The sequence below is a fragment of the Actinoallomurus sp. CA-142502 genome, assembly GCF_050936355.1.
Lineage (GTDB): Bacteria > Actinomycetota > Actinomycetes > Streptosporangiales > Streptosporangiaceae > Actinoallomurus > Actinoallomurus iriomotensis.
On the sequence record NZ_JBNJMY010000001.1, the window covers coordinates 4,467,268 to 4,492,951 of the forward strand.

Consider the following 25,684-nt stretch of genomic DNA (forward strand, 5'->3'; position numbering starts at 1 on the left):
GCCGATCCCGGCTCAGCCCGCCGGGCGGTGGCCCCTGGCCAGAGCGGCGAGCAGGACGATGCCCATGGCCGCCGAGGCGGCGATGACGATCGCCATCGGCGCGGCCGAGTGGCCGCCGGCCAGCCCGACCAGTGGTGCGGCGAGGGCGCCGACGACGTACTGCAGCAGGCCGAACAGGGCCGACGCGCTGCCCGCGACGTTCGCCGGCCGGCCCGTCAGGGCGAGCGCGGTGGAGTTCGGCAGGGTGAGGCCGATCGCGGAGACCACGAGGAACAGGGCCGGCAGCACCCCCGGCAGGCCCAGCCCGCCGAACACGGCGACGAGGAGCAGCACGCCCCCGGCCAGCGAGACCAGCAGCCCCGCGTGCAGCAGCGTGATCAGCCGCACCCGGCCGACCAGAAGGCCGCTGACCTGTCCGAACGCCACGATGCCCAGGGAGTTCACGGCGAAGATCAGGCTGTAGTCCTGGGGCGAGAGGCCGTAGATGTTCTGCACCACGAACGGTGATCCGGAGATGTAGGCGAACATCGCCGCGAACGCGAATCCGCCCGCCAGCGCGTACCCCATGAAGATCCGGTCGGCACAGAGTTCCCCGAAGGTCCGTACGGCCGCCCGGAGCCCGCCCGTGTGCCGCTGCTCGGCCGGGAGCGTCTCACGCAACCCGAGCATCGACAGCGTCATCAGCAGGCCGAGGAGGGCGAGGACGCCGAACACGCCCCGCCAGTCCGTGAAACGCAGCACCTGCGCGCCGATCACCGGGGCGGCCACCGGCGCGATGCCGTTGACCAGCATCAGCAGCGAGAAGAACCGGGCCGCGGCCGGCCCGTCGTGCATGTCGCGGACCACCGCCCGGGAGATCACGATGCACGCCGCGCCGGACACGCCCTGGATCAGCCGCAGCGCCACCAGCAGTTCCACGTTGGGCGCGACGACGCATGCCAGCGAGGCGACCGTGTAGATCGCGATGCCGGCGAACATCGGCCGCCGGCGGCCCCACATGTCGCTGATCGGACCGGCGATCACCTGGCCGGCGGCCAGGCCGATCATGCACGCCGTGAGCGTGAGCTGGACGAGGGAGGGGCCGGCCGACAGGTCACGGGTCAGCTTCGGCAGGGCCGGCAGGTACATGTCGATCGACAGGGGGCCGATGGCGCTCAGCGCACCCAGAATGAGGAATACGCGGATCCGCTCCGCCCTGCCCGCCGCGTGCCTGGTGCGCTCGGCGATCGCCGTCACCCGATCTCCTTCCGGTCTGGAGGACCTCAGGAGCTAAACGAACCGCTCTGACCTGGGCATTCCCGGCAAACGAGCCGATCAGGGCTGCGGGCGGAGACCGTCCAGGAGGTAGGAGAGCAGGCGCTCGGTGGTCTCCGGGGCCGACTGGGTCGCCACGGAGAGCCCGTGGGTGAGGCGCAGCAGGTCCTCGACGGTCACCTCGGGGCGTACGGTGCCGGCCTGCTGGGCCTCGGCGAGCACCGCGCCGGCCGCGCCCCGGATCTCGTCGTGGCAGCGGGCGAACAGGTCCGAGCGCGTGTCGATGACCTCTTTCAGCGTCTGCATCAGCCCGCGCCTGCTCGTGGCGTACTCGGCGAACGAGCGCATCCAGGCCGCCAGCGCGTTCCCGCTCCGCTCGTCGTCGAGCAGTTCGTACGCCTTGGCGCACAGGTCGTCGACCTGCTCCTGGTACACGGCGGCCTGGAGCGCCAGGCGGGTCGGGAAGTGGCGGTAGAGCGTGCCGATGCCCACTTCCGCGCGCCGGGCGATGTCCTCCAGCGGGGCGTCGGCGCCGTGTTCGAGGAAGGCGACCTTGGCCTCGTCGAGCAGCCGCTGGTAGTTGCGGCGCGCGTCGGCGCGCATGGGGCGCTGATCGGCGGTCGTCATCGCTCCTCCGGACACGGTTGCGTACCGGAGGATACCTCCGTATCGTAACGGAGGCACCCTCCGGTTAGTTCCGGGCGGCCCCGACAGCCACTTCGGGGGACACCCGGTGCACTTCCAGCAGTAAGGAGTCTATGACTCATGTCCCAGCAGACCGTCTCCCCGCGGGGCACGCCGCTCACCGGCGGACCGGCGCGGCACGCGCGTCATCCCGGGATCTCGCTGGCCGTGATCGTCGCGTGCCAGCTCATGGTCGTGCTCGACGCGACCGTCGTCTTCGTCGCCCTGCCCAAGATCCAGCTCAGCCTGCACTTCTCCGCGACCGGCCTTTCGTGGGTCAGCAACGCCTACTCGCTCACGTTCGGCGGCCTGCTGCTGCTCGGCGGGCGCGCCGGCGACATCCTCGGCCGCCGCCGGGTGTTCGTCACCGGCATCGCGGTGTTCACTCTCGCCTCACTGGCGGGCGGGTTCGCCACCTCGGCCGCGTGGCTGCTCGCCGCCCGCGCGGTCCAGGGCGCGGGCGCGGCGCTCGCGGCGCCCGGCGCGCTCGCCCTCATCACCACCAACTTCGCCGAGGGACCCGAACGCAACCGCGCTCTCAGCATCTTCTCCGCGACCAGTTCGGCGGGCGCGTCCGTCGGCCTGATCCTGGGCGGAGTTCTCACCGACTGGGCCTCCTGGCGGTGGGTCCTGTTCATCAACGTGCCGGTGGGAGCGCTGGTGCTGCTGCTCGCCCCGGTGTTCCTGGAGGAGACCGAACGGCACCGGGGCCGGCTCGACCTCGCCGGCGCGGTCACCTCCGTCACGGGCATGGTGGCCCTCGTCTACGCGTTCATCCGCGCCGCCGACGCGGGCTGGGGCGACACGACGACGCTCCTGGCGATCACCGCCGGGGTGGTCCTGCTCGCGGCGTTCGTGGCGGTCGAGGCACGGGCCGCGCAGCCGGTGGTGCCGCTCCGCCTGTTCGCCGACCGGGCCCGCGCGGGCGCCTACTCCGGCATGCTGCTGCTCGCAGCGGCCATGTTCGGGATGTTCTTCTTCCTCGTCCAGTTCCTGCAGAACTCCCTCGGCTTCAGCCCGCTGAAGGCCGGGCTCGCGTTCCTGCCGATGACCGGGCTGCTGTTCGGCGTCGCGCGCCTGGCGCCGCGGCTCGTGCCGAGGTTCGGCGCGCGGCGGCTGATGCTGGCGGGCCTGCCGGTCATGCTGGCCGGGATGGGCTGGCTGACGCGCCTGTCGGCCTCGAGCGGGTACGCGGGGGCCCTGCTCGGGCCGCTGATCCTCTTCGGCGTCGGGGCCGGCATCGTGTTCCTGCCCCTCACCCTCACGATCCTGTCCGGCGTGCGCCGGGAGGACTCCGGGGCGGCGTCCGGGCTGCTGCAGACCATGCAGCAGGTCGGCGGGGCCCTGGGGATGGCCGTGCTGGTCTCGGTCTTCGGCACGGCGAGCCGGCACGGCGGCGCCGTCCACGGCACCGGGGTCGCCTTCACGGTGGCGACGGCGTTCGTCGCGGTGGCCCTTGTCGTCGCGCTCGCCTTCATGCGGCCCGTCGCACGCTGAACGCGGCTGGGCCGGCCGTTCCCGCAACGGCCGGCCCACGGCGCGGGCGGGCATGGTGTTCCACGCCAGTCGAATCGGATCGCGCCGCAGAGGTTCCGGGCGGCCGCCCGGTCCTCGTAGGCCGTGGCGATCTCCTCCAGTCCATACGACCGGCTCACCAGCTCCGCGATCCGCCACGCGTCGGACCGGTGGTGCCGCAGGACCTCGGTCACGCCGACCCGCCGGCTGACGGAGCCGTACACCGAACCGATCATCGTCTGCTGCCCGCGCAGCAAGTCGATCGGCGCGACTGGCATCCGTTCGATGGCCTCGAGGAACAGCGCGCTGACCACGATGGTCCCGCCTGACGCGGTCGGCCGTACCGCCGGCTCGAGCGCGTCGTCCGCGCCGACGCACGTGAACGCGTGCTCCATAGCGGCCTCACCGCTCAGTACCCGCATGTATCGAGCGGGCTCTTCGTCGGTCGGGGCCAAAAGGGTGTCGGTCGCGGTGAAATGCCTCGCCTCCCGCAGCCTCCACTCCTGCGCGTCCGCGGCGATGATCCGGCCGACGCCGGACAGCCGAGCGGCAGGTCGCGGTCGACCACCACGACACTGACCTGGGCCGTAGAGCAGGAGCCTCGACGCAGCGGTGATGTGCCCTCGCGGGCGGGTCGCGCAGCCGCCGCAGGACGTGGCTGAGCACATGCGGCACCGAGGCGAGGTCGAACGACTCATGTGAGGGCTTTGGACGGGTGGCGGCCCGGCGACGGTTCAACCGAATTCGTGCGTGGGACGGTCCGCCGTTCGACTCGGGCGCGAGCGGCCTGGAGAGCGCACACGCGAGCCGGCGCCGAGGAACGGACCGGGCGGCGGAGTGATGCTCCGCCGCCGGCCGTGAGTCACCCCTCGCTTGTCAATGCTGCTCGACCTGGAGCGGAATCTCTCCGGAGAAGAGCTCCGGCGGTTCTTCCTCACGCGTCGGGAAATGTAGCGGAAGCGGCTGGACGTCGGCGACGTGTGCATTCTCGTCGGACCACTCGCCATAGGCGGTGCCGCACTCCCTCAGACACATCGTGTCCGGAAGCAGCTCGGGACCGAAATCGTGTTCACATGGGGGAACGTGGGTGGTGAACCACGCAGTCATCAGCAACCCCCCTGGTGAGGTGGGTCACTGACGGGGCGGGTGCTTGTTGCGGCGGTTGACGGCTGGGGAACCTGTTGCTTACATGGCACAGCGAACTCCTCTGTAGTGCCTGGACGAGGGCGAGACCGGGGTAGTTCGTTGAGGGCCGGTTAGGAGAGTGGCTGCTCTCCCGACCGGCCCGCCGTAGCTACGGGGGCAGGGCTCTTGCCATTAGTGATCCTCGAAATAGGCCAATGGCCAGACGGCCGATTACCGGATCACTCTAGTTAGTCCGGCGGTCCCTCAAAAGTCGGGCATTAAATGACAAATCGCCTAATTCGTTCACTGTGGTGATCAAGGAATTAGTGCTCTACCTGCGGTTTCATGATGTCTCGAGGACATCGACATCCGGTGACCTGTAGCTGCGATCGGCGTGTCCGGCGGGGTTTATGGTGCTGATGTGATCCAGCGGCCACAGCGTTGAGACCTCCGCGCCACATCCCGTCCACGACAGGTTTCTTCGAGGAGCGCGCCGGCGAGCCACGCGCCCCTACTGCCCGCCGCGACGCGGACGGGCCGGCGGTGACTCATCGCCGGCCGCGGCGGTCCTTCAGCACCTGGCGTACGACGTTGCGGCCCGGTACGCCCGTGACGCCTCCGCCGCCGTGGGTCGCCGAGCCGGCCTGGTACAGCCCGGTGATCGGCGTGCGCAGGTCGGCGTAACCGGCCGCGGGACGTGCGTGGAACATCTGGCCGGGGGTCAGCTCGCCGTGGAAGATGTTGCCGCCGATGAGGTGGTACTCGTGCTCCATGTCGTACGGGCCGATCACCTGGCGGTGCAGCACCGACGAGGTGAAGCCCGGCGCGACCGCCTCCATCCGGGCGACCACCCGGTCGGCGTAGGCCTCCAGTTCCGCGCGCGGCTGCGACGCGTGCCACGTGTGCGGCACCCACTGGGTGAACATCGAGACGATGTGGTGGCCCTCCGGCGCGAGCGAGTCGTCGAACACGCTGGGGATGCAGACGTCGGCGAACGGCAGTGCCGCAGGACGTCCGGCGACCGCGTCCTGGAAGGCGCCCTCGACGTCGTCCAGGGACTCGGCCAGCACGATCGTGCCGCCGTGCGCCTCGGGATCGAACCCGTCGACTCCCCGGAACCGCGGCAGCCGGTCCACCGCCAGATTGATCTTGACGGTGCCGCTGCGGGTCCGCCAGCGCTCGATGTCGGTGACGAAGTCCTCCGGCAGGTCGCCGCGGTCCAGCAACCGCAGGAACGCGATGGCCGGGTGGGTCGTGGTGATGACGGTACGCGCGGACAGATCCTCGCCGGACTCCAGTGTGACGCCGGTGACCTGCCCGCCGGAGACGTCGATCCGGGCCACCGGCGCCGACGTGCGGATCTCCGCGCCGAAGTCGCGGGCCGCGGCCGCGAGGGCCTTGGTCACCCCGCCCATGCCGCCGCGCGGGAACCCCCACGTGGTCTCGCCGACGTGGTGATGGAGCATGACGTACGCGGTGCCGGCCGAGCGCGGCCCCGCCCACGTGCCGATCACCCCGCTGACCGACAGCACGCCCCGCATCGCGTCGGACTCGAACCGGTCCTCGACCAGGTCGGCGATGCTGTCGGTGAGGATGCGGGTGACGTCGACGGCCGAGCGCACGTCGATGTTCTTCAGCACGCGCAGCAGCCTGGCCTGGCCGAGCAGATCGGCGGGGCGGCGCGAGCCGAGCCGGGGCGGGATCCGTTCGAGCAGCGGGCCGAGGACGGCGCCCAACTCGTCCATCCACGCGTCCCAGCGCTCGTACGCCGCGGCGTCCCGAGGGGAGAACCGGCCGATCTCCTCCCGCCGCCGCCCCGGATCGCCGGGCAGCCGGAGATGGCCGCCGTCGGCGCGCGGCGCGAAGTAGGGACCCTGCGGGTAGACGTGGTACCCGTGGCGGTCCAGCCGCAGATCGCGGATCAGCGCGGGAGGAAGCAGGCTGACCACGTACGACAGGGACGTGACCGTGTAGTCGGGGCCGAACGGATGCTCGCTCACCGCCGCGCCGCCCACCACGTCGCGCGCCTCGCAGACGCACACCGACAGTCCGGCCTTCGCGAGGTACGCGGCGGCGACGAGGCCGTTGTGCCCGCCACCGACCACCAGAACGTCGTACACCGGCGACTCCTCGCTGACTCGTCGATCAGAGTCGATCGTCGCTCGTGAGGCCGGGAGACACAAGACGATCATCGGTGGAAAGCGCCGCGGCCGCGACGCCCCGCGGCCACGGCGCTCTCCGGTTCCCTCAGCTCAGGCCAGCGTCCGGCACAGGTTCTCCACGTCCGCGTGCCGATCCCAGATCTTTCGGGCGCCGTCCGGCTGGATCGTGTACCAGGATCGGCCGTGCACGATGTACTCGCCTGGCGGGTAGGCGGTGTTGCCGATCGGAATGCCGATGGCCGCGCCTTCGCCGAAATACCAGACGGATCCGCCGTTCTCCTTGTTCTCGACCCGGCCGTAGCCGGACACGTCGCGAACGACCGACCTGCCGTTGCCCGTGTTGGTGAAGCGGATCACGAGCGGTCCGCGGAACTCCTGGATCCGCGGCGAGCCGTCCGGGAACGTCGCGTCGGTCCGGACCTCCTCCTCGTCCTGGACGATGTCGCCGTGGACGGTGAAGGAGCATCGGCCGACGGCGTCGAAGGGCTGGGTGCGGTACGGCACCCAGCCCTTGCCGTCGGCCGCCCCGGCGACCGGAGCGGCCAGCACGACGGTGATTCCGGTGACGGCGGCGATGGTGGATAGTCTGCGCATTGCCTGCCTTTCGGGAGAGCTTTCCGCGCATCGTCGTCTCGCCCGTCCCGGGGGTGCCATGGTTTAGATCCAGGGCGAAAGGTCGCGAGAGTGCTTCGACTGCGCTTCACCGCCGAGGACCTGATGAACGTCCGGTTCGCCGCCCGGCCGGCCCCGCTGCTGGAGCTGGGCATGGCGGTCGCCACCTACCAGCGCGACGACGCCGTGTTCGCCCGCTGGACCCGCCGTGCGCGGCTGACGGGCGAGGCGCGGGCGCTGCTGGAGCTGATCCCGCCCGGGGCGAACGGGCCGCTGTTCCTCGACCCGTACAGCGACGGCCTGGAGGACGGCCTGGAGACGGTCCTGTCCACGCCGCCGGTCCACGTACGGGCCGAGCTCGTGCGCACGACCCGGCCGACGCCGTGGACCACGAGACTGGCCGGCCGTGACCGTGAGGCGTGGCGGACCCTCGAACGGGCGCTGCGCGGGGCGTACGCCACCCTGATCGTGCCCGACCGGGAGCGGGTCCGCGCGAGCTTCGACGCCGACCTCGCCTGGCGGCGGGCCCTTCTCGCGGAGCGGGGCGTGGCCGCGGCCCTGGCGAGTCTCTACCCCGGTTCACGCTGGGACGGCACCACGCTGGAGGTCGAGGTGCCCGAGGAGTCCGCGCACGCACCGGCCGGCCGCGGCCTGACGCTGATGCCGTCGGCGTTCTGGACCGGCCGGCCGATGATCGGCCGGCACTCCGACGGATCGATGCTGCTGCTCTACCCGGCGCTCACCCCGTTGCCGCTGGTCGACGTCAGGGCCCGCGACGCGCTCGCCGCCCTGCTCGGCCGCACCCGCGCGGCGATCCTGTCTCTCGTCACCGAGGGACGGACGACGAGCGAACTCGCGGCCGAACTGGGTGTCAGCGCGGCGTCCGTGTCGGCGCACACCAAGACCCTGCGCGGCGCGGGCCTGATCGTCACGCTCCGTACGGGCAAGGCGGTGAACCACGTGGCCACCCCGCTCGGAATGCGCCTGCTGCGCGAGAGCTGAGCCCCTTGCCGCGCGTGTCAGCGGTCGACCGGCCGCCACGTGGACCGGTCACCGTCGCGGTGGACGCGGCCGAACACCACGTCGGCGAAATGGACACCGAAGCCGATGGTGTCCGGCATCGCCAGTTCGGCGACGAGGCTCCGGCGTTGCCGCGCGGCCGGTCCGGGAGCGAGATCGACCGCGACCGGCCATTCCGGGTGGTCCACCTGGATCGGCGAGTGCATGGCGTCACCGAAGGCGATCAGCCGACGACCACCACCCCTGATGACGTAACCGGCGTGCCCGGAGGTGTGGCCCGGGGTGAGCAGCACGCGCACGCCGGGGAAGACCTCCTGACCATCGGTCACGGTACGTACACGTGGTGCCATGACCTGGAGGATCTCGTCGGTGACGCCACGTGCTCGGAGGCGGTGGCGCTGTGCCCATTCGGCCTCGGCGACCAGATGGTCGGAGCCGGCGAACGGAGGCCGATCGCGGCCGGGGACGGAGTGCCATGCCCAGCCGATGTGGTCGAGATGCAGATGGGTGAAGGCCACCGCTTCGATCTCCGCCGGTGCGCGACCGTGGGCGGCCAGGTTGTCCAGCAGCGCGCCGCCGTGGATGGCACCGCGCGGGTTGCCGGGCCGTGCCGGAACCGACTGGGGGCCGAACCCTGTGTCGATCAGCAGCGCACGCTCGCCACGTTCCACCAGCAGCGCACCGACGCCGGCCACGAGTTGGCCCGAGTCGTTCAGGTACTCGGGGTGCGCGGCCCACGCCTCGTCCGTGGTGCCGGGAAACCAGGCGCGCGGGTTGAGCCACACCGCCCCGTCGGGCACGTACGTCAACGTCAGGTCACCGAGCCGAAGTGACCGCATCGTCGACGGTCGCAGCAGGCGCTCGCCATGGCCCGTGGCGGAACTCGTCATGATTCCTCGCGTGTGTGATTCGGATACCGAGCGAGTCCGGCCGCACCAGGCGGCGGAGACTCCTGGTGTCCAGTCCACTCCCGTTGGCTTCAGCGAACCAGAAGCAACCCGAGCACATAGCGATCACGAATCGTGATCGTCGGCTGCGGCCTCCTGGCAGGCGGCCAACAACGGGCGGACGCGATCGGGATCGGCGGCACCGCGCACCGCCAGCACCGTGGGCAGCGAAAGCGCGTCCGCGACGCCGTCCGGCGAGCGCACCGGAAGGAACGCCACCCGGCCGCCGCGCAGCCGGCGGGCGTGCACGGCGTACAGCACCGTCCACCCGGGCAGGCCCGCGCCCAGTGCCGCCAAGGTGTCCTGCAGAGAGCTGTGCGACGGGCCGAGAACCGGCTCGAACCCCGCGTCCTGGCACGCGCCCATGACCAGATCGACCAGCGAGGGATTGTTCCGGCGAGCCGTCAGGTAGAGCGGCAGGTCGGCCAGCGCGGCGAGATCGACGGCGTCCCCACGAGCCAGCGGGTGGCGGGCCGGCAGGGAGACCACCAGTTCGTCTCGCCAGACCGGGATTCGCCGCACGTCTTCGGACGCCTCCACCACCCCGCGTACGAAAGCCGCGTCCCACTGAGCGTCGGCGACGCGTCGCAGCCGCTCTCCCGGCGGCGCCGACGCCAACTCCACGCGTGTGCCGGGCGCTTGCCGTTCCAGCGCCTCTAGCACCCGTTCCAGCCGCTCACCCATGCCGCTGCTCGTGCCGATGCGCAGTACGGTCCTGCGCGCGGCGGCGAAATCGCCGATCGTGGCCAGCGCGCGCCGCTCGGTCGCCAGCACCGCGCGGGCCTCAGGCAGGAAGGCGGCCCCGGCCTCGGTCAGCCGCACCCGCCGGGGCGACCGGTCGAACAGCGCGACGCCCAGTTCCCGTTCGAGGCGGCGGATCTGCTGGCTGACCGCGGACTGCACGATCGTCAGCCGCTCGGCCGCGCGTCCGAAGTGCAGCTCCTCCGCCACGATGACGAAGTACCTCAGTTGACGAAGCTCCATGACCTTGGGCTCGCTCGGCGCGTACGAACCAGACGCCCGCCGGCCCTTACAGGCGGACGATCATCTTGCCGAGGTTCTCGCCTCGCAGCATGGCGAGGAACGCGTCGACGGCATGGTCGACGCCGTCGAAGAAGGTCTCCTCAAAGGTGATCTTTCCGTCGCGGATCCAGCCGCCCACGTCGCGGACGAAGTCGCCGTACCGGTCGCTGTGGTCGGTGACGATGAACCCCCGGAGGGTGCACCGCTTGCCCACGAGCAGCCGGAGGTTGCGCGGGCCGGACGGTGGCTCGGTGATGTTGTACTCCGAGATCGCGCCGCACAGCGCGGCCCGCCCGCCCTGGTTGAACGCGTCGATCGCCGCCTCGAGGTGGTCGCCGCCGACGTTGTCGAAGTAGACGTCGATGCCGTCGGGGGCGCTGTCGGCCAGCAGCCGGTGCACCGGGCCGGTCTTGTAGTTGAAGGCGGCGTCGAAGCCGAGACGGCCGGTGAGGTAGGCGACCTTCTCATCCGAGCCCGCGCTGCCGATCACGCGCCGGGCACCCTTGATCCGGGCGATCTGCCCGGCCATCGAGCCGACCGCGCCCGCGGCGCCGGAGACGAAGACGGTGTCGCCCTCCTTCATCCCGGCGATGTCCAGCAGCCCGACGTACGCCGTCAGGGCGGGCATGCCGAGCGCGCCGAGGTACGCCGACAGCGGCACGCCCTCGATCGGGGTCAGCCGCCGGAACCGCTTCGCCGGGCCCCAGGCGTGTTCGCGCCAGCCGTAGTCGTGCTGGACGATGTCGCCCTCCGCCAGATCGGGGGAGCGGGACTCGACGATCTCGCCGATGGCGCGGCCGGCCATCACCTCGCCCAGCCGGAACGGCGGCACATAAGACTTGGCGTCGTTCATCCGGCCCCGCATGTACGGGTCGACCGACATGAACAGGTTGCGGACGAGCACCTCGCCCTCGTCCGGCGCGGGCCGGTCGACCTCGACGAGGGCGAAGTCGTCGGCCGTCGGCCAGCCCTGCGGGCGCGCCGTGAGATGGACCTCGCGCGTCTTCACCGTCTCTGCTCCTCCGTGAGCGTTCGCTGGGTGGTCTGCCTGCCACGCTAGTGCCGTGTCAGTCAGCGTTGGCCTCGTGGGGGGAGGTAAGTCGGCGGATCCTCGCTCTGGTGGGCGAGCGACTCCCCACTTTTGGTGGGGCGGGCCACGGCCGGCCAGGGGACCCCGTTGCGGTGCCGTGATGGGGGACCGTCTGGGGTCACGCCGGGACCGGGAAGGTGCCGTCCGGCTCGACGGTGCGTGATCACCACCGGAAACGGATTGCCGGTGGTGATGGTGCCGCCCGGTCCGCATGACCACCCGCCCACCATCATCACGTCGAGGCACCAGATGATTACGGCAAGTGCCTACGACGCCGCAGCGCCAGCCGCGGGGTCCGGGGGCACCCACACGCGGGGCGGGCCCGCCTACTGCCGCCGGCCGACGGCGCAGAGCATCCAGACCGAGTCCCCGTCCGCCGCGGCGTCCGGGATGCTCGGGCGCCACTGCGGCAGGTACACCAGGCCGGGATCGACCAGGTCGTACCCGTCGAACAGGGCGCCGATCTCCTTCGGCGTGCGCAGGATGGCCGGGGACGTCGCACGGGACTTGTACACGTCCGCGGCGGCCGCCGCGCCGCTGCTGTTCACCTCCGGCGAGGTGATGTGGGACAGCGCGAGATGGCTGCCGGGCACCGTACGGTCGCGGAAGGCCGCCACCAGGCCGTGCGGGTCGTCCTCGTCGGCGATGAAGTGCAGCACCGACATGAACAGCACGGCGACCGGTTCGGTGAAGTCGATGAGCCGGTGCAGGTCCGGATGGTCCAGGATCGGGCCCGGGTCGCGCATGTCGGCCTCGATGACCGTCGTGGTGCCGTCGGAGGGCAGCAGCGCGTTCGCGTGGGCGCGCACGATCGGGTCGTTGTCGATATAGACCACGCGCGCGGTCGGGTCGACGGCCTGGGCGACCTCGTGCACGTTGCCCCGGGTCGGCAGCCCGGTGCCGACATCGATGAACTGGCGGATGCCCGCCTCGGCGGCGAGGTATCGCACCGCCCGGCCGAGGAACGCCCGGTTCTCCTGCGCCAGGATCCGCACCTCGGGCGCCGCGCTCAGTACCTGTTCGGCCGCTTCCCGATCGACGGCGAAATTGTCCTTGCCGCCGAGGTAGTAGTCGTACATCCGCGCGGGAGTCGGCCGGTCGGTCCGCAGGTCCCGGATTGTGGAGCGCTCGTCGGGCATGCTGGAAGCGTATTTGATATTGCTTCCCACTCGGCACCGGATCCGGCCTCATGGGTGGAATGTCATATAAAGTCGCCTTTGAGGTTCTCGCTGCCGAGGGTGCGGACCTGGGAGGAGAGCATCGCCCCGGACGTCGCCAGGACGGAGAAGGCGGCGCAGCCGATGAGGGCGATATTCGAGCCGAAGGCGGACGCCGGCGGCCCGGCGGCGAATACTCCGCAGGACGCCAACGCGAGTGACCCGAACCAATCGTAGGAACTGACGCGGGAGAGCGCCGCCGGCGGAACCCGTCTTTGCAGCGTGGTCGTCCACAACGCGAGGAACACGTCACTGCCGGCGCCGGAGACGAACATCGCACCGGCAACGGTCCACAAAGGTGCCCGTATGCCGAGTAGCGGCATCGGGAACGCGATGGGAAGAGTGGCCAGGGCGCCGATGAGCACGGGTCGTGCCGGACGGATTCGGGTGGCGATCCCGGCGCCTGCGACGCTGCCGACGGCTTGTGCGCCCACGATCAGCGACCACGCCGTCGCCCCGCCCAGGTCGCGCTGTGCCGTGAGCTGGCCCAATACGACAATGGTGGCGTTCGACGCCGCCACGACCAGAGAGTATTGCAGCACGATGATCCAAAGCCATTGACGGGAACAGAACTCACGCCATCCGTCCGCGGCGCGAGTGTGCGCCTTCTCCATGGACCCCAACGAGAGGGTGGCCAATCCGGAGAGCGCGGCCAGAATCGCCAGTGCGAGGATCGACACATGGCCGGCCAGGAACATCGCGGCCATGGTCGCGTAAGCCGCGAAATTCAGCAGATGCGTCACGGCCAGAAGTGCGCCGCGCGAGCGGCGCTCGGCGATCATCCCGCCGATGAGGACGAACATCACCTGGGAAGGCGCGACACCGTGGGAGGGGCGAAGTAGGACCACGAATGGAAGACCCCGCGTATTGATGTCGAAGACCAGCAACCCGCCGGGGGCGAGGAGATTCGCCACTCCCCGAAGGGCGCTACCGAGCTCTTCCTCGTTCCGGAGGTAGTCGAACGGCTCGCCGAGCGCGATGGCCACGTCGAACTCGCCCAGGTCCGGGAGGCGGCGAAGGTCGGCGACCGTGAACCTGACCCGTCCGGCTCCGGGCTTGGCCTGAGCGATGCGCAGCATCTCCGGGGAGATGCCCACGCCGGTCACCGCGTAGCCGGAGGCGGCGAAGCGGATGGCCGCCTTCCCGGTGCCGGACCCCAGATCCACGAGCCGTTTTCCGGGCGCTCCGTATCGGCCGATGAGGCGCTGATACATGGCAACCCATACGTCGTAGTCGTTCCGGCGGGTGTCCGCGTCGTAATTGACCGCCAAGGCGTCATAAAGATTTCGGACGGAATCTCCGGTCGATTTAACGAACTCGAATTCTGCGCCAAATCGTTCACCTTCAGCCAGGCGTGTGACTGTGTTTGCGGTCTCATCCATGACAACGGCTCCCGGAGCGCGAAGGGTTCACCACAAATGTTCACCTTCCGGACGGCGGGCGGACGGGGACCGGTGGGGAAGCGAACCGCTAACCTCCACTCGCCCTTGTCATGGAGGCATACATGCGCATACGTTCCCTGGTCGCCGTCGGCGGTCTCACCCTCACCGCCTTCGCCGGCGCGGTACCCGTCGCCCAGGCGCGTACCGTCCCCGCACCCCCCGCGTACCAGACCGCCGTGCCTGGGGAGTCGGTCGAGGCCGACCGGGTGGACCAGCCGGTCGCGCCCGGCATCGTACGGACCACCTTCGACACGTTCGGCCGCACCGGCTGGACTCGCGTCCACGTCCTGAACGCGGACCTGCGGAACCGCGCGGTCGGCGTCGACCTGGTCGCGGGCAAGGTGAGCGAGGCCCGGCCCCTGTCCCAGGCGGCCGACGCCCAGCGTGCGGTCGCGGCCGTCAACGGGGACTACTTCGACATCACCGAGACCAACGCCGCCAACGGGCCGGAGATCCAGAACGGCACGCCACGCAAGGGCACCGCCCAGCCCTCGACGGTCGCGGCCGTCGGCGACGACGGCATCGCCCGGCTCGCCGACCTCGCCCTCCAGGGCACGGTCACCGTCGCGGGCACGGAGCGGCCGCTCGCCGCCCTCAACTCCGCCTCCGCCCCGGCCGACGGCATCGACGCCTTCACCCCCCAGTGGGGTCCCGGCCTGCGCACGCTGATCCACGACCCCGGCCCGTACACCGAGGTCGTGGCGCGGAACGGCAAGGTGACGCAGGTCAACGACCACGTCACGACGACTCCCGTACCGGACGGCGGGCTCGTCCTGCTCGGCCGCGGCGCCGCGGCCGCACAACTCGCCGCCGCCAAGCCCGGAGACGCCGCCGCGCTGTCCTTCCAGTCCCGGTCCGACGCGAAACTCCGCATGGCCCTGGGCAGCGGCGCGGTGCTCGTACGGGACGGCAAGGCGATCGACTTCCCGCCCGGCACCGGCAACGACGAGGCCAAGCCGCGGACCGCGATCGGCTGGGCGGACGGCGGGCGCCGCCTGCTCCTCGTCACCGTCGACGGGTCGGCCACCTTCTCGCCGGGGCTGAGCTTCGACGCGACCGCCCAGCTGATGGTCCGCCTGGGCGCCACCACCGCGATGATGCTCGACGGTGGTGGCTCCAGCGAACTCGTCGCGCGCCGCCCCGGCGACGCCGGCGTCGGTGTCGTCAACACGCCCTCCGACGGCAGCGAACGGCCGGTGCCGAACGGCGTCGGCCTGTTCAGCCGAACGGGCTCGGGCACCCTCCAGGGACTGGACGTACGGCCGCGGGCCGACCGCGTCTTCCCGGGGCTCACCCGTGACGTGACCGCCGCCGGATACGACGAGACGTACGCCCCGGTGCGGACGCGGAAGGTCTCCTGGCAGGCGGTGCCGGGCCGGCTGGGCCGGGTCGGCGGAGGCGTCTTCCGCGCGGGCGCGTCCGGCCAGGGCACGCTGCGGGCACGGGACGGGTCGGCCACCGGTGAGCACGCGCTGCGGGTCCTCGGCCCTCTGCACCGGCTCGCGTTCACCCGGCGTGCCGTCACGCTCGACGCGGGCAAGCCGGTGGACCTCGGGCTCACCGGGTACGACGCCGACGGCTTCGACGCGCCCGTCGCGCCGCGCGACGTCACGCTCGACTACGACCACGACGCGATCGACGTGACGACCACGCCCGACGGCTCGATCCGGATCACGGGCCGCGCGGACGCCACGGGCAAGGGCACCACCCTGACCGCGACCGTCGGCGGCGTGACGGCGAAGCTGCCGGTGGCGGTCGGGCTGACGGACAGGTCGCTCGCCGAGTTCGAGCCGGACGAGACGTGGACGGCGTCGGCGGCGCGCGCGACCGCCAAGGTCGCCACCGTCGAGGCGGACGACCGGCCGGGCGCGCCCGCCGGCAACCACGCGCTGCGGCTCACCTACGACTTCACCGGCCAGTCGGCGACCTCGGCCGGGTACGCGGTGGCCCAGCCCGCACCGCTCACCCTGCCCGCCGGTGCGAGCGGTCTCGCGCTCTGGGTGAAGGGCGACGGCAAGGAACACTGGCTGCGCGCCACGCTGCGGTCGCAGGGCACCACGAACGTGCCGTTCACGTTCGCGCTGAGCGTCGACTGGACCGGCTGGCGCCGCGTCACCGGCACACTGCCGACCGGGTTCGCCACGCCGATCACGCTGCTGAACGTCTACGTCGTCGAGACGGCACAGGACAAGAAGGACGCCGGCGAGCTGGAGTTCGACGGCCTCGCCGCCCAGGTCGGGCAGCAGCCCGACACGCAGGAACCGCCGATGCCCGACCCGTACGTCGTCGAACAGGGCGCTGTCGACGGGAAGCGCTGGACGTACGCCGTCATGTCGGATCTGCACGTCAGCGCGGCGGCCGGCCCGGACTCGTTCGCCGCGAAGCAGGCGGCCACCGCGCTCGACCAGGCGGTCGCGGCCAAGCCCGACTTCCTGCTCCTGAACGGCGACTTCGTGGACAGCGACGCGCCCGCGGACTTCGCGTTCGCGAACGGCCTGCTGCACGACCACGTACCGGCCGGGCTGCCGGTCTACTGGGTGCCGGGCAACCATGAGGCCGGCGCCTCGGACGGCGGCACGCTCGACGCGTTCAAGGCCGGCACCGGCCGCCCGACCCGGCAGGTGTTCGACCACAAGGGCACCCGCTTCCTCCTGCTGGACTCCCACTCCGGCAGCCTCCGCACCTCCGACTGGGACCAGGTGCCGGCGCTGCGGGAGCAGCTCGACAAGGCGGCGAAGGACCGTACGGTCAAGGACGTCGTCGTCGTCTTCCACCACCCGCCGCACGACCCGTCGGGCGCCGGCTCCTCCCAGCTGTCCGACCAGCTGGAGGCGGGCCTGGTCGAGCGGTGGCTGGCAGCGTTCCGCGAGTCGTCGGGCAAGCCGGTCGCGGTGTTCAGCGGGCACGCGCACACCGCCGCGGTGAACCGGGTGGACGGTGTCCTGGAGGTCAACACCCCCGCCGTGGGCAAGACCCCGTACAGCTCGCCGGACCAGGGCGGCTTCTTCGGCTGGATGAGGGTCGGCGTCGACGCGAGCCCGAGCCCGGCCGACTGGCTGCGGGCCGAGAGCCGGCCGGTGATCGACGGCATCCAGCTGACCGCTCCGGCCCGGCTGACGGCGGGCACGTCCGGCCCGGTCTCGGCGAACGGCGTGACGAGCGGCTTCGGCCTCACCTTCCCGCTCCGGTACCCGGCGAGCGTGACCTGGAGCGGCGGCGACGGCCTGGTGGTCGCCGCGTCGAAGCGGGAGGTGGAGGCGGCGCGTCGCCGTCGCGGGACGGTCGCGGTCCTGGACCTCGCGGACGGCACCCTGACCGCCGTACGGCCGGGCGCGGTCACCGTGACCGTCGCCTCGGGCGGGCAGACCAAGTCGGCCATCGTGACCGTCGAACGCTGATCGCGCGTCTCTTGGGTAATTCGGATGACCGCCCGGGCTCCGGGCGGTCATCCTGGAGGGCGTGGGACACAGGACACGGGTGCGCTGGGCGGCTCTCCTCGCCGGGATGGCGTGCGTCGCCGGCGGGATCGCTCTGGGGTCCGGTCCGTACCACGATCTCCGGGCGTTCGAGAAGGCCGGTTACTGCGGATCCGTCGCCCGGGACGACTGCGTGACGCGGCTGTCCATGACCGTCATCTCGCGCTCGACCTACACGACCGAGGATCCCGATCCGCAGCCCCCGCCGCAGCCACCCCCGCAGCCGCCGCCCCAGATCCCCGGCCCGTACTACTGGGGTCCGTCGGTCGCGGCCCTGCCGGTGGGGCGGATCGTGGCGGCCCTGCCGATGTCCCAGACCACGCACTACCAGCTGGTCGTGCGCACCGCGGACGGCAAATCACACACGTTCGGGGTCAGCGGGGACATGTACGACATGGCGCGCGCGGGGACGCGGGGCACGGCCGAGGTCTGGCACGGCCGTATCGTGCGGCTCCGGATCGGCTCCCACAGCGCCGACCAGTGGTCGTACTGGTCGCTGGGTCTGGCCTGGGCGCTCGGCTGGATCGGCGTGATGCTGATCGCCGCCTGGGGCGTGCCGCTCGCCGACGCGGCGCCGCACCTCGCCGCGTTCACCTGGTGGATCGGCATCATCGCGTTCGTCGCGCTGCACACGTGGCGTCCCGCGTTCTGGGTCGTCCCGCTGGCCGGCGGCGGTCTGTTCCTGCTGTACCGCGTCCGTCTCAGCGTCGGCCACCGGAACCGCCGGCCGGCGCGCTGGTGAATTCCGTGTCCGCCGGCCGGCCGGCGGCGGTACGGTCGGTCCTCTAAACGATCTTGGAGGGGTCATGGCCACCGAATCGGCGTGGGAGCGGCTCGACGCCGGTGACGTGGCGGGCGCGATGCGGTCGCTGCGGCTCACCGCGAACGAGCTGCCCATCGGCGAACTGGCCCGGGTCACCGGTCGGGCGGCGGAGATGATGGGCTTCGGCGACCTCGCGGAGGCGTCGTCGGCCTTGGCCGCCGACCCCGATCGGCCGCAGGCGCTGTACGAGTTCGGGTACGCCTGCATCGAGCGGGGGGCCGGGTACTTGGCGATCCCGGCGCTGTCCGCGGCGCTGCGGCTGCTGCCGGAGGAAGTGGCGATCCGCGCCGAGCTGGTGGTCGCGCTCGAACGCGAGGGCCGCCACGGCGAGGCGGTCGGCCTCCTGGAGGAGCGCGCCGGGACGCTGAGCCCCTGGCCGTACCGATATCTGCTGGTGTTCAACGCCATCCTGGCCGGCGACCTGGCCACGGCGAGGCGTCACGCCGACCTGCTCCCGCCGCCCGAGGACGACCAGTGGGCGTCGGCTCACGACAAGGTGCTCCGGATGCTCGCCCGCGCGGCGGTGGCGGGTCCGCGCGACGACCGCGACCTGCGCGGCTGGCACTTCGTGCTCACCGGCGGCGTCCTCGCCACCCTCTCCCCGTACGGCTTCGACCAGGGCATGACCGGCCGGTACGCCTACACGCAGGACGACTACGGACGCTGCCGGCACGGGCTGGAGCGGCTGAGGCTCATCCTGGCCGCGGCCGGAACGCGGCCCGCGACCGTGTCGCTGCTGCCCGACCGCTCCAGCGAGATCCTCGGCCTGGCCGCGGCCGGGATGCTCGGCGTGCCGGCCGTGCCGTTCGCCCCGGGGCGGCCGGACACGGTCGTGGTCGCCTACGACCTGAGCGAGGCCGACGCCGCACCCGCCCTGCGCGAGCGGGCGCCGGGCCAGGTGCTGTACGAGCACGCGACCTGCTGGACCACGCCACCGGCGGTGCCGGCGGACGTGTCCGGCTATCTCCACCAGGTCTCCGTACCGCCGTGGGGCGAGACGCTGCGCCGGACGCCGGACGGCTCCGTGGAACGGACGCCCGCCGACGACCGGCCCGCCGAAGAACTCGCCACCGAGATCGCCGGCGCGAACCCCGAACCCGACCCGGGCGACGGCGAGACCCCCGCCGACCCGGACGAGGCCCTGGCGGAGTTCACCAGGACCGTGGCAGGGGAGTGGCGGACGGGAGTCCGCCACCACGTCGCGTCGGCCGGCCCGGTGCGCAGCAACCGCTTCGGGTAGACCACGACGGCCAGGCGGCGCGCCGGTCAGGCGAAGGCGGCACGGTGGTCGTGGACCCAGGTGGCGAACGTCCGGGGCGGGCGGCCGAGGACGCGCTCGACGTCGTCGGTCAGGACCGCGTTGCCGCCGGCGGCGACGAGGCGTGCGCCACCGACGGCGGTCTCGACGAACACCGGGTCCAGGCCGGCGCCGAGCAGGCTGTCGCGGTACTCCTCCGGGGACAGCGCGACGGTCTCGACGGTACGGCCGAGGGCCTCGCCCAGTCGTGCGGCCATGTCCGGGACGCTCAGCGGCTCCGGCCCGGTCAGGGTGTGGACGTGCCCGTCGAGGGCGGGTGAGGTCAGTGCGCGTGCCGCGACCTCCGCGACGTCCCGCGGGTCGACGACGCCCTGCGCGCCGTCGCCCATCGGGTTCGGGATCGGGGCGCCGGAGCGGATCGCGCCGGCCCAGCCCAGCACGTTGGAGGCGAAGCTGGACGGCCGCAGCACCGACCACGCCAGGCCGCTCGACCGTACGGCCCGCTCTCCGGACAGATGCCAGTCGCCGACGCCCGGATGGTCGCCGGTGCCGATCGCCGACAGCTTGACCACCTTGCGCGCGCCCGCCGACCGCGCCGCCGCGAGGATCGCCTCGTCGTGCCGCTCCACCCAGGGCCCCGGCGCGCTCAGCATGAACACGACCTCGGCGCCCTTCGCCGCGTCCGCCAGCGACGACGGGTCGTCGAAGTCTCCCCGTACGACCTCCACGCCGGGCGGCGAGGCCGCCTTGGCGGGGTCGCGCGTCATCGCTCGTGTCCGTGTACCGCCGGCCGCCAGCAGCCGGACCACTTCTCTGCCGATGGTGCCCGTGGCACCCGTGATCAGGATCATGGACTCCACGCTGCCAGTGCGGGCAGCGGCCGATCTTGTAAAAATCGGCGCTACCGTGTCGCCATGACCAGCGCGTTGATCGAGGAAGCCCACGACCTCAGCGGCCGCGCCGACGAACGGCTCGTGCACGTTCCGGACACCGCCACCGCGCTGGTGTTCCGTACGAGGGCGGACGGCCGCGGCGACCTGGTCGTGGTGGGGCCGCGCACCCGGGCCGCCTACTTCGCCGGCAAGGACCTGCCGGTCTGCCTCCGGGTGCGCCTGCGGCCCGGTACGGCCCGGCCGTTGCTGGGAGTGCCGATCAGCGCGCTCGTGGACCGGGTGACGCCGCTCGCCGACCTGTGGGGCGACGCCGCGGTCCGCCTCGAACGCCGGCTGACGCGGCTCGACGGCGACCGCCCCCTCATCCTCCATCAGCTGGAGGCGGCCCTGGCCGCCCGGACGCGCGGGCCGGACGCCCGCGACGGCCTGGTCGGCGCCGCCGCCGCGGCGCTGGCGGCCCGGCGGCCGGAACGCCTGAGCGACCTCGCCCGGCGGATGGGCGTCAGCGAACGCCACCTGCGCGACCTGCTCGCCGAGGGCGCCGGGCTCACCCCCAAGGCCTTCGCCCGCATCGCCCGCCTCCGCGACGCGCTCGCCCACGGCGGCCGTTCGCCGGGGCTGGCGCAACTCGCCGCGGCCACCGGCTACTACGACCAGTCCCACATGACCGCGGAGTTCCGCAGCATGATGGGCGTGCCTCCCGGAGCGTTCTTCGCGGGCCGCCTCCCCACCCTCCAACGCTGCTGACCGCCGCGCCATGGACATTCCCGGTCATCGCCGCGAAGCTGAACCGGGCGCGCCCTCGTCGCGATGACCGGTACGGGTTCGCCAGGTGATCAGGAGGCACGCCGTGACCGTGGACTCGTCCGGTTCGCCGCCGTACGTCGCCCGGTTCCAGCGCACCGCCATCGCTCTGATGATCCTCTTCGGTCCCGGTTCGGCGGTCGTGATCTCGGCGCTCACCGACGTCGGGGTGATCACCGCCCGTCAGGGGGGCTTACTCGGACTCGTCGTCTCGATTCCCGCGCTGGTCACGATGGGCCTCGGCGTCGCCCGCCTGTTCCGGAGCCTGCGCAGCGGCGGCGTGGCTCTCGCCGTCGACGCCCACGGGATCTACTTCGGCGCCCAGCCGCTCGACGCACCCCGAAGGTTCTCCTGGGATGAGATAAGCGCGCTCGTCCTCTTCTCCCGGCGCACCGAATTCGTCCAGGGCACCGTGAGATGCGTCGGCGTCCGTCTCCACCCCTGCGCGGCCGGCTCCCCGGAACGTCACCTCCGGGATCTGGACCAGGCACTGGCCGATTCCCGGCTCTCGGCGCGGGAGCGGGAGGAACTGAACCGGCTGCGGGACTTCGACCTGGAGACGGCGGTCAGTTTTCACATCGAGGTCCGCGGCTGGCGGCGCCGCCCGGCTCAGTTGAGGAAGGCGATGCGCGGGCACGCTCCCGGCGTGCCCGTCATCGAAAGACGCTCCGACGCCTATCACGAGCTGGTCGGCTGGCGCGCCGCCCGGGACCTGACCGAACGGGTCAGGACGACGTGGCCCTGATCGTTCACCGGAAAGTGCTTTCCCTCCCTCGTATTCCGGTTTAGCGTCCCGGGTGCGCGAATCGACTCCCCGGATTCCCCGCTGCCCTCGGGAGGTTTGATGCCGTTCCACCGAACCATTCGCCGGGCCGTCACCGCCGTCGCGCAGCCACGACAAGCCGACCAGCAACGACAACAACTGCGTCGACGCTTCGAGCTCCGCCGGCATCTATTCGGGCAGTGCCAACAAAGACCTCGGCTCGTGCCTGGACGACATCAAGTACTGGCTCGCCGCACATCCCGCCCAGGGGCCGGTCTTCGTCAAAGTGGAGCTGAAGGCCGGTTTCCAGAACAATTACGGAATGGGACCGAGCGCATTCGACGCCGAGGTGAACTCCCATCTCGGGAACGTCCTCTTCCGCCCCGCCGACCTGCTCGGATCCCACGCGACCCTCGACGACGCCGCCAAGGCGAACGCCTGGCCGAGCCGGTCCGCGCTGGCCGGCAAGGTCATCGTCTACGTCATCCCCGGCACGGTCGAGCTGGGCAACCCGACCGACACCCTGCACACGGACGTCGAGTACGCCACCTACCTGAAGAACCTCAAGGCGGCCGGGAACGTCCGGACCGCCACGACCTTCCCCGCCGTGCTCGGCGCGCTGACCGGGGACCCTCGCGAGCAGTACACCGACGCGAGCATCCGGCCGTGGTTCGTGGTCTTCGACGGGGACGCCGCGACGTACGTCGCCGGGGTCGACACCTCCTGGTACGACACGAACCACTACCTGCTGACCATGACCGACGCCCACAACGTGCCGCCGGCCCTGTCCGACACCGACCCGCCGGTGGCGGACGCCAAGGACCGGGTCGCCGAGCTGGCCGGTGACCACGCGAGCGTGGTGTCCTGCGACTGGTACGGCCTGCCGTCCGTGCTGTCGGAGACGCTGCCGCGCGGCTGAGACGAGAGGACCTCCCGGCACGGACCATGCCGGGAGGTCTCGCGTACGCGGCTCAGTCGTCGCCGGACGAGAGGCCGAGCTGCTTGACGTCGTCGTTCTCGGGAACGCGGCGGCGGGCGGGGGAAGAACCCCCGCCCGCCGCCGTCGTCCGCTCCTACGGGGTCAGCCGCAGGACCTGGGGGTCGTGGTCGCTCGTCTGCTCGGTGTACTCGGCGTTGATGTGGACGACCTGGTACCGCACCCCGCGTACGCCGGGGCTCACCAGGATGTGGTCGAGCACCTCGGAGATGCCGTCGTACACGTAGGTGTACCGCTCGTCACGGGGGAGCGTGCTGATCAGGTCGGTGAGGATCGGCCGGCCGTGACCGGTGGGCGAGCCGGTCCGAAGGACGGACAGCGCCGGGCTGAACTGGTAGTCGTTCAGGTCGCCGAGCACCACCACGTTCGCCTTCCGGTCGACCCGTTGGAGCTCGCCGACGAAGTCGTGCACGGCGGTGGCCTGGGCCGCGCGCTGCTCCGCCGACGCCTGCGCGGGGTACTGGAAGCGGCCGTCCGCGTTCTGGTCGCCCAGCTTGGAGTCGAAGTGGTTGGCGATGACGAACACCGGTTCGTTCCGGAAGCGGAACTCGCCCGCGAGCGGCTTGCGGCTGGCGTTCCACGCAGCGTTGGCCGGGTCGATCCGGCCCGGCGACAGGCTGAGCGCGGGCTTGCCCCTGAGCTTCTGCACCGCGGTCGGGGTGGTCGAGCGGTTCACCGAGGACGAGCCCCGGTCCACGAACGACACCCGCGCCGGGTTGAACAGGAACACCACCCGGATGTTGCCGCCGGGCTGCCCGCCGTCCTGGTCGTTGACCGGGTCGATCTCACGCCAGTCGTACTTCGGCCCGCCCGCCGCGACGATCGCCGCGGTCAGCTTGGTCAGCGTCTGGTCGGCCGCGACCACGCCGTTGTCGGTGGCGCCGGTGTTGTCCTGCACCTCCTCGACCGCGACGATGTCGGGCTTCGCCAGGTTCGTCACGACGCCCTGCGCGAGCCGCGTGTACTTGTCGGCCGGGTCGCCGGGCGCGAGGTTCTCCACGTTGTACGTCGCGACCGCGAGCTGCCTGCGGCTCTGCGGAGTGGCGACGACGGGCGGCAGGTTCTTGTGCCGGACGGTGCCGACCTGCGTCGCGGCGATCGTGTAGCCGCCGTACAGCGAGTAGTCGACCGGCCCGCCGGTCGCGCCCTGGAAGACGTCGCCGACCGAGACGCCCGGGTCGCTCCCGTCGACGGGGACGACCTCGACCCGGCCGGACGGCACGGCGTTCTCGGCACGCAGCTCGGTGCCACCGCGGTACGTCGGCGCCTGCGACGGCTTGGTGGTGACGTACTGCTCGCCGTAGGCGTTGGAGGGGCCGACCACGCGGGCGTCGTCGACCTCGACGCGCATGCCCTCGCGCGACTCCCAGAAGTCCAGCGCCGAGCGGTCCGGCGTGACCGGCGTCGACTCGATGTTCGCCCCGCCGAGATCCGGGGCGTACGCCGACGGCACGGTGGTGGGCGTGATGACCTCGGCGGCCGGCAGGGCGTCGCCGTGGGACAGGACGCTCGCGGACGCGCCGCTGATCTCGGTCACCGACAGGTTCGAGGTGTTCTGGACCGTGTCGCCGCTCGCGAGCGGGTAGTAGTCCTTGACCGTGCCCGAGACGAGCACGGAGTCGCCGACCGCCACGCCCGGCGAGGTCGAGTAGACGAACAGGCCCTCGCTGGTGGCCGGGTCCGCGTCCGGCGTCGGGTCCTGGATCCAGTAGCCGCGGCTGCTGCCCGTCGTACGGATCGCGGTCACGATGCCGGGCACGTTCGTGACGTGCTCGTTGTTGTGCGGGGACAGCCAGCTCGCGCCCTGGATGTCGTGGATGCGGAGCGGGCCGGGCTCCCCGCCGCCACCGTCCCCTCCGCCACCGCCGGCGTTGGCGGCGCCGGGCGTCGGGTCGCCCGCGGTGAAGTCGGCGGAGTTGTCGTCGCTGTCCGCCTTGTCGGAACGTTGCACCGAGGCGGTGTTGGACGCGCCCGCAGCGGGGGCCGTCTCTCGCAGCGCCGCCGTCCCGTAGCCGACCAGGTCGACCGAGGCGCTCTGGCAGGCCGCCGGGTCCGCGCAGGTCAGGGCCGTGGTGCCGGAGACGAGGGCGACCGTGCCGGAGGTGGCGGACATCGCGATGCCGCCGCTCGCCTGCGTCTCCGGCAGCGCCTGCGTGCCGCCCGCCCCCTTCGCCTCGCCGACCAGGTAGAAGCCGCCCGGGGCGATCGAACCGCTGAGCGTGGTGACCTGCCACGTGCCGGTCGCGCCGCCGGCGTGGTACTGGACCGACCAGCCGTCGAGGCTCACCGCGGCGTCGCTCCGGTTCGTGAGCTCGATGAAGTCATTGGTGTAGGTGGCGCCCGAGTTCCCCCCGCCGCCGTACACCTCGTTGATCACCACCGACGTCGCCGGCGTGGCGTTCGCCGGTGCGTCGCCGCCGGCCACCAGCGCGGCGAGCACGAGTCCGCACACGGCGGTACCCGCGGTCGCCCGCGTCAGCCCGGACATGACATGGACGCGCAAGAGATCCTCCGATGACCGTTTTATGTCGGTCACCCATGATGGAGGGGAGATGACCGCGATGAAATGGCGCGGAAGC

General features: G+C 71.7%; 19 protein-coding genes and 1 pseudogene. 8 read left to right on the forward strand and 12 right to left on the reverse strand.

What is annotated here, in order from left to right:
- Positions 1–12: 12 nt before the first annotated feature.
- Together ACQEV1_RS21505 and ACQEV1_RS21510 are read right to left on the reverse strand one after the other, a co-directional pair.
- On the reverse strand, positions 13–1,236 hold the full coding sequence (locus ACQEV1_RS21505; protein WP_433395540.1) for a multidrug effflux MFS transporter: 1,224 nt from the start codon (positions 1,234–1,236) through the stop codon (positions 13–15).
- Between the two features lie 78 nt (positions 1,237–1,314).
- On the reverse strand, positions 1,315–1,881 hold the full coding sequence (locus ACQEV1_RS21510; RefSeq protein ID WP_285619833.1) for a TetR/AcrR family transcriptional regulator: 567 nt from the start codon (positions 1,879–1,881) through the stop codon (positions 1,315–1,317).
- Positions 1,882–2,019: 138 nt separating this feature from the next.
- On the opposite strand from ACQEV1_RS21510, the gene ACQEV1_RS21515 reads away from it, so the two are divergent.
- A complete protein-coding gene (locus ACQEV1_RS21515; RefSeq protein ID WP_433395542.1) occupies positions 2,020–3,435 on the forward strand; it encodes an MFS transporter in 1,416 nt (471 codons plus the stop codon).
- A 239-nt stretch (positions 3,436–3,674) separates the two neighbouring features.
- Here ACQEV1_RS21515 and ACQEV1_RS21520 read toward each other — a convergent pair.
- From ACQEV1_RS21520 to ACQEV1_RS21530, 3 genes and pseudogenes are all read right to left on the reverse strand, one after another.
- Positions 3,675–4,151: pseudogene (locus tag ACQEV1_RS21520) on the reverse strand (zinc-binding dehydrogenase); the annotation flags it as partial.
- A 975-nt stretch (positions 4,152–5,126) separates the two neighbouring features.
- A complete protein-coding gene (locus tag ACQEV1_RS21525) occupies positions 5,127–6,698 on the reverse strand; it encodes a phytoene desaturase family protein (RefSeq protein ID WP_433395544.1) in 1,572 nt (523 codons plus the stop codon).
- A gap of 132 nt (positions 6,699–6,830) precedes the next feature.
- A complete protein-coding gene (locus tag ACQEV1_RS21530) occupies positions 6,831–7,334 on the reverse strand; it encodes a hypothetical protein (RefSeq protein ID WP_433395546.1) in 504 nt (167 codons plus the stop codon).
- Between the two features lie 90 nt (positions 7,335–7,424).
- On the opposite strand from ACQEV1_RS21530, the gene ACQEV1_RS21535 reads away from it, so the two are divergent.
- On the forward strand, positions 7,425–8,354 hold the full coding sequence (locus ACQEV1_RS21535; RefSeq protein ID WP_433395548.1) for an ArsR/SmtB family transcription factor: 930 nt from the start codon (positions 7,425–7,427) through the stop codon (positions 8,352–8,354).
- A 17-nt stretch (positions 8,355–8,371) separates the two neighbouring features.
- Here ACQEV1_RS21535 and ACQEV1_RS21540 read toward each other — a convergent pair whose 3' ends face one another.
- The 5 genes from ACQEV1_RS21540 to ACQEV1_RS21560 form a co-directional block, all read right to left on the reverse strand.
- A complete protein-coding gene (locus tag ACQEV1_RS21540; RefSeq protein WP_433395550.1) occupies positions 8,372–9,262 on the reverse strand; it encodes an MBL fold metallo-hydrolase in 891 nt (296 codons plus the stop codon).
- Positions 9,263–9,385: 123 nt separating this feature from the next.
- Positions 9,386–10,303, reverse strand: a complete 918-nt coding sequence (locus ACQEV1_RS21545; protein ID WP_433395552.1) for a LysR substrate-binding domain-containing protein — start codon at positions 10,301–10,303, stop codon at positions 9,386–9,388.
- A 46-nt stretch (positions 10,304–10,349) separates the two neighbouring features.
- Positions 10,350–11,351, reverse strand: coding sequence for an NADP-dependent oxidoreductase (locus ACQEV1_RS21550; RefSeq protein ID WP_433395554.1), 1,002 nt, complete (start codon positions 11,349–11,351; stop codon positions 10,350–10,352).
- A gap of 407 nt (positions 11,352–11,758) precedes the next feature.
- Positions 11,759–12,571, reverse strand: a complete 813-nt coding sequence (locus tag ACQEV1_RS21555; protein WP_433395556.1) for an SAM-dependent methyltransferase — start codon at positions 12,569–12,571, stop codon at positions 11,759–11,761.
- A gap of 62 nt (positions 12,572–12,633) precedes the next feature.
- The gene (locus ACQEV1_RS21560; protein ID WP_433395558.1) at positions 12,634–14,031 is read right to left on the reverse strand and encodes a methyltransferase domain-containing protein; all 1,398 of its coding nucleotides are present in this window, start codon (positions 14,029–14,031) and stop codon (positions 12,634–12,636) included.
- A gap of 122 nt (positions 14,032–14,153) precedes the next feature.
- Here ACQEV1_RS21560 and ACQEV1_RS21565 point away from each other — a divergent pair, with 122 nt between their 5' ends.
- The 3 genes from ACQEV1_RS21565 to ACQEV1_RS21575 all read left to right on the forward strand — a co-directional run bounded on the left by ACQEV1_RS21565 (position 14,154) and on the right by ACQEV1_RS21575 (position 19,630).
- The gene (locus tag ACQEV1_RS21565) at positions 14,154–17,489 is read left to right on the forward strand and encodes a phosphodiester glycosidase family protein (protein WP_433395560.1); all 3,336 of its coding nucleotides are present in this window, start codon (positions 14,154–14,156) and stop codon (positions 17,487–17,489) included.
- A gap of 61 nt (positions 17,490–17,550) precedes the next feature.
- On the forward strand, positions 17,551–18,309 hold the full coding sequence (locus ACQEV1_RS21570; RefSeq protein WP_433395562.1) for a hypothetical protein: 759 nt from the start codon (positions 17,551–17,553) through the stop codon (positions 18,307–18,309).
- A gap of 64 nt (positions 18,310–18,373) precedes the next feature.
- On the forward strand, positions 18,374–19,630 hold the full coding sequence (locus tag ACQEV1_RS21575) for a tetratricopeptide repeat protein (protein ID WP_433395564.1): 1,257 nt from the start codon (positions 18,374–18,376) through the stop codon (positions 19,628–19,630).
- A 26-nt stretch (positions 19,631–19,656) separates the two neighbouring features.
- Here ACQEV1_RS21575 and ACQEV1_RS21580 read toward each other — a convergent pair whose 3' ends face one another.
- A complete protein-coding gene (locus ACQEV1_RS21580) occupies positions 19,657–20,499 on the reverse strand; it encodes an SDR family oxidoreductase (RefSeq protein ID WP_285619815.1) in 843 nt (280 codons plus the stop codon).
- A 63-nt stretch (positions 20,500–20,562) separates the two neighbouring features.
- Between ACQEV1_RS21580 and ACQEV1_RS21585 the strand changes: the two genes are divergently transcribed.
- The 3 genes from ACQEV1_RS21585 to ACQEV1_RS21595 all read left to right on the forward strand — a co-directional run bounded on the left by ACQEV1_RS21585 (position 20,563) and on the right by ACQEV1_RS21595 (position 23,027).
- Positions 20,563–21,288, forward strand: coding sequence for a helix-turn-helix domain-containing protein (locus ACQEV1_RS21585; RefSeq protein ID WP_433395567.1), 726 nt, complete (start codon positions 20,563–20,565; stop codon positions 21,286–21,288).
- A 103-nt stretch (positions 21,289–21,391) separates the two neighbouring features.
- Positions 21,392–22,090 carry a hypothetical protein gene (locus ACQEV1_RS21590; protein ID WP_285619812.1) on the forward strand — a complete coding sequence of 233 codons (699 nt, stop codon included), beginning with the start codon at positions 21,392–21,394 and terminating at the stop codon, positions 22,088–22,090.
- A gap of 205 nt (positions 22,091–22,295) precedes the next feature.
- Positions 22,296–23,027, forward strand: coding sequence for a Ca2+-dependent phosphoinositide-specific phospholipase C (locus ACQEV1_RS21595; protein ID WP_433405944.1), 732 nt, complete (start codon positions 22,296–22,298; stop codon positions 23,025–23,027).
- A 154-nt stretch (positions 23,028–23,181) separates the two neighbouring features.
- Here the strand turns inward: ACQEV1_RS21595 and ACQEV1_RS21600 are convergent, their stop codons facing one another.
- Positions 23,182–25,608: a lamin tail domain-containing protein gene (locus ACQEV1_RS21600; RefSeq protein WP_433395569.1), complete on the reverse strand. Its 2,427-nt coding sequence runs from the start codon at positions 25,606–25,608 to the stop codon at positions 23,182–23,184.
- Positions 25,609–25,684 lie beyond the last annotated feature (76 nt).

What these genes read in the sequence shown, in the direction of transcription:
- ACQEV1_RS21510 (WP_285619833.1), bottom strand. Translation starts at nt 1,881, where the DNA reads ATGACGACCGCCGATCAGCGCCCCATGCGCGCCGACGCGCGCCGCAAC.
- ACQEV1_RS21515 (WP_433395542.1), top strand. Translation starts at nt 2,020, where the DNA reads ATGTCCCAGCAGACCGTCTCCCCGCGGGGCACGCCGCTCACCGGCGGA.
- ACQEV1_RS21530 (WP_433395546.1), bottom strand. Translation starts at nt 7,334, where the DNA reads ATGCGCAGACTATCCACCATCGCCGCCGTCACCGGAATCACCGTCGTG.
- ACQEV1_RS21540 (WP_433395550.1), bottom strand. Translation starts at nt 9,262, where the DNA reads ATGACGAGTTCCGCCACGGGCCATGGCGAGCGCCTGCTGCGACCGTCG.
- ACQEV1_RS21545 (WP_433395552.1), bottom strand. Translation starts at nt 10,303, where the DNA reads ATGGAGCTTCGTCAACTGAGGTACTTCGTCATCGTGGCGGAGGAGCTG.
- ACQEV1_RS21555 (WP_433395556.1), bottom strand. Translation starts at nt 12,571, where the DNA reads ATGCCCGACGAGCGCTCCACAATCCGGGACCTGCGGACCGACCGGCCG.
- ACQEV1_RS21560 (WP_433395558.1), bottom strand. Translation starts at nt 14,031, where the DNA reads ATGGATGAGACCGCAAACACAGTCACACGCCTGGCTGAAGGTGAACGA.
- ACQEV1_RS21565 (WP_433395560.1), top strand. Translation starts at nt 14,154, where the DNA reads ATGCGCATACGTTCCCTGGTCGCCGTCGGCGGTCTCACCCTCACCGCC.
- ACQEV1_RS21575 (WP_433395564.1), top strand. Translation starts at nt 18,374, where the DNA reads ATGGCCACCGAATCGGCGTGGGAGCGGCTCGACGCCGGTGACGTGGCG.
- ACQEV1_RS21580 (WP_285619815.1), bottom strand. Translation starts at nt 20,499, where the DNA reads ATGATCCTGATCACGGGTGCCACGGGCACCATCGGCAGAGAAGTGGTC.
- ACQEV1_RS21585 (WP_433395567.1), top strand. Translation starts at nt 20,563, where the DNA reads ATGACCAGCGCGTTGATCGAGGAAGCCCACGACCTCAGCGGCCGCGCC.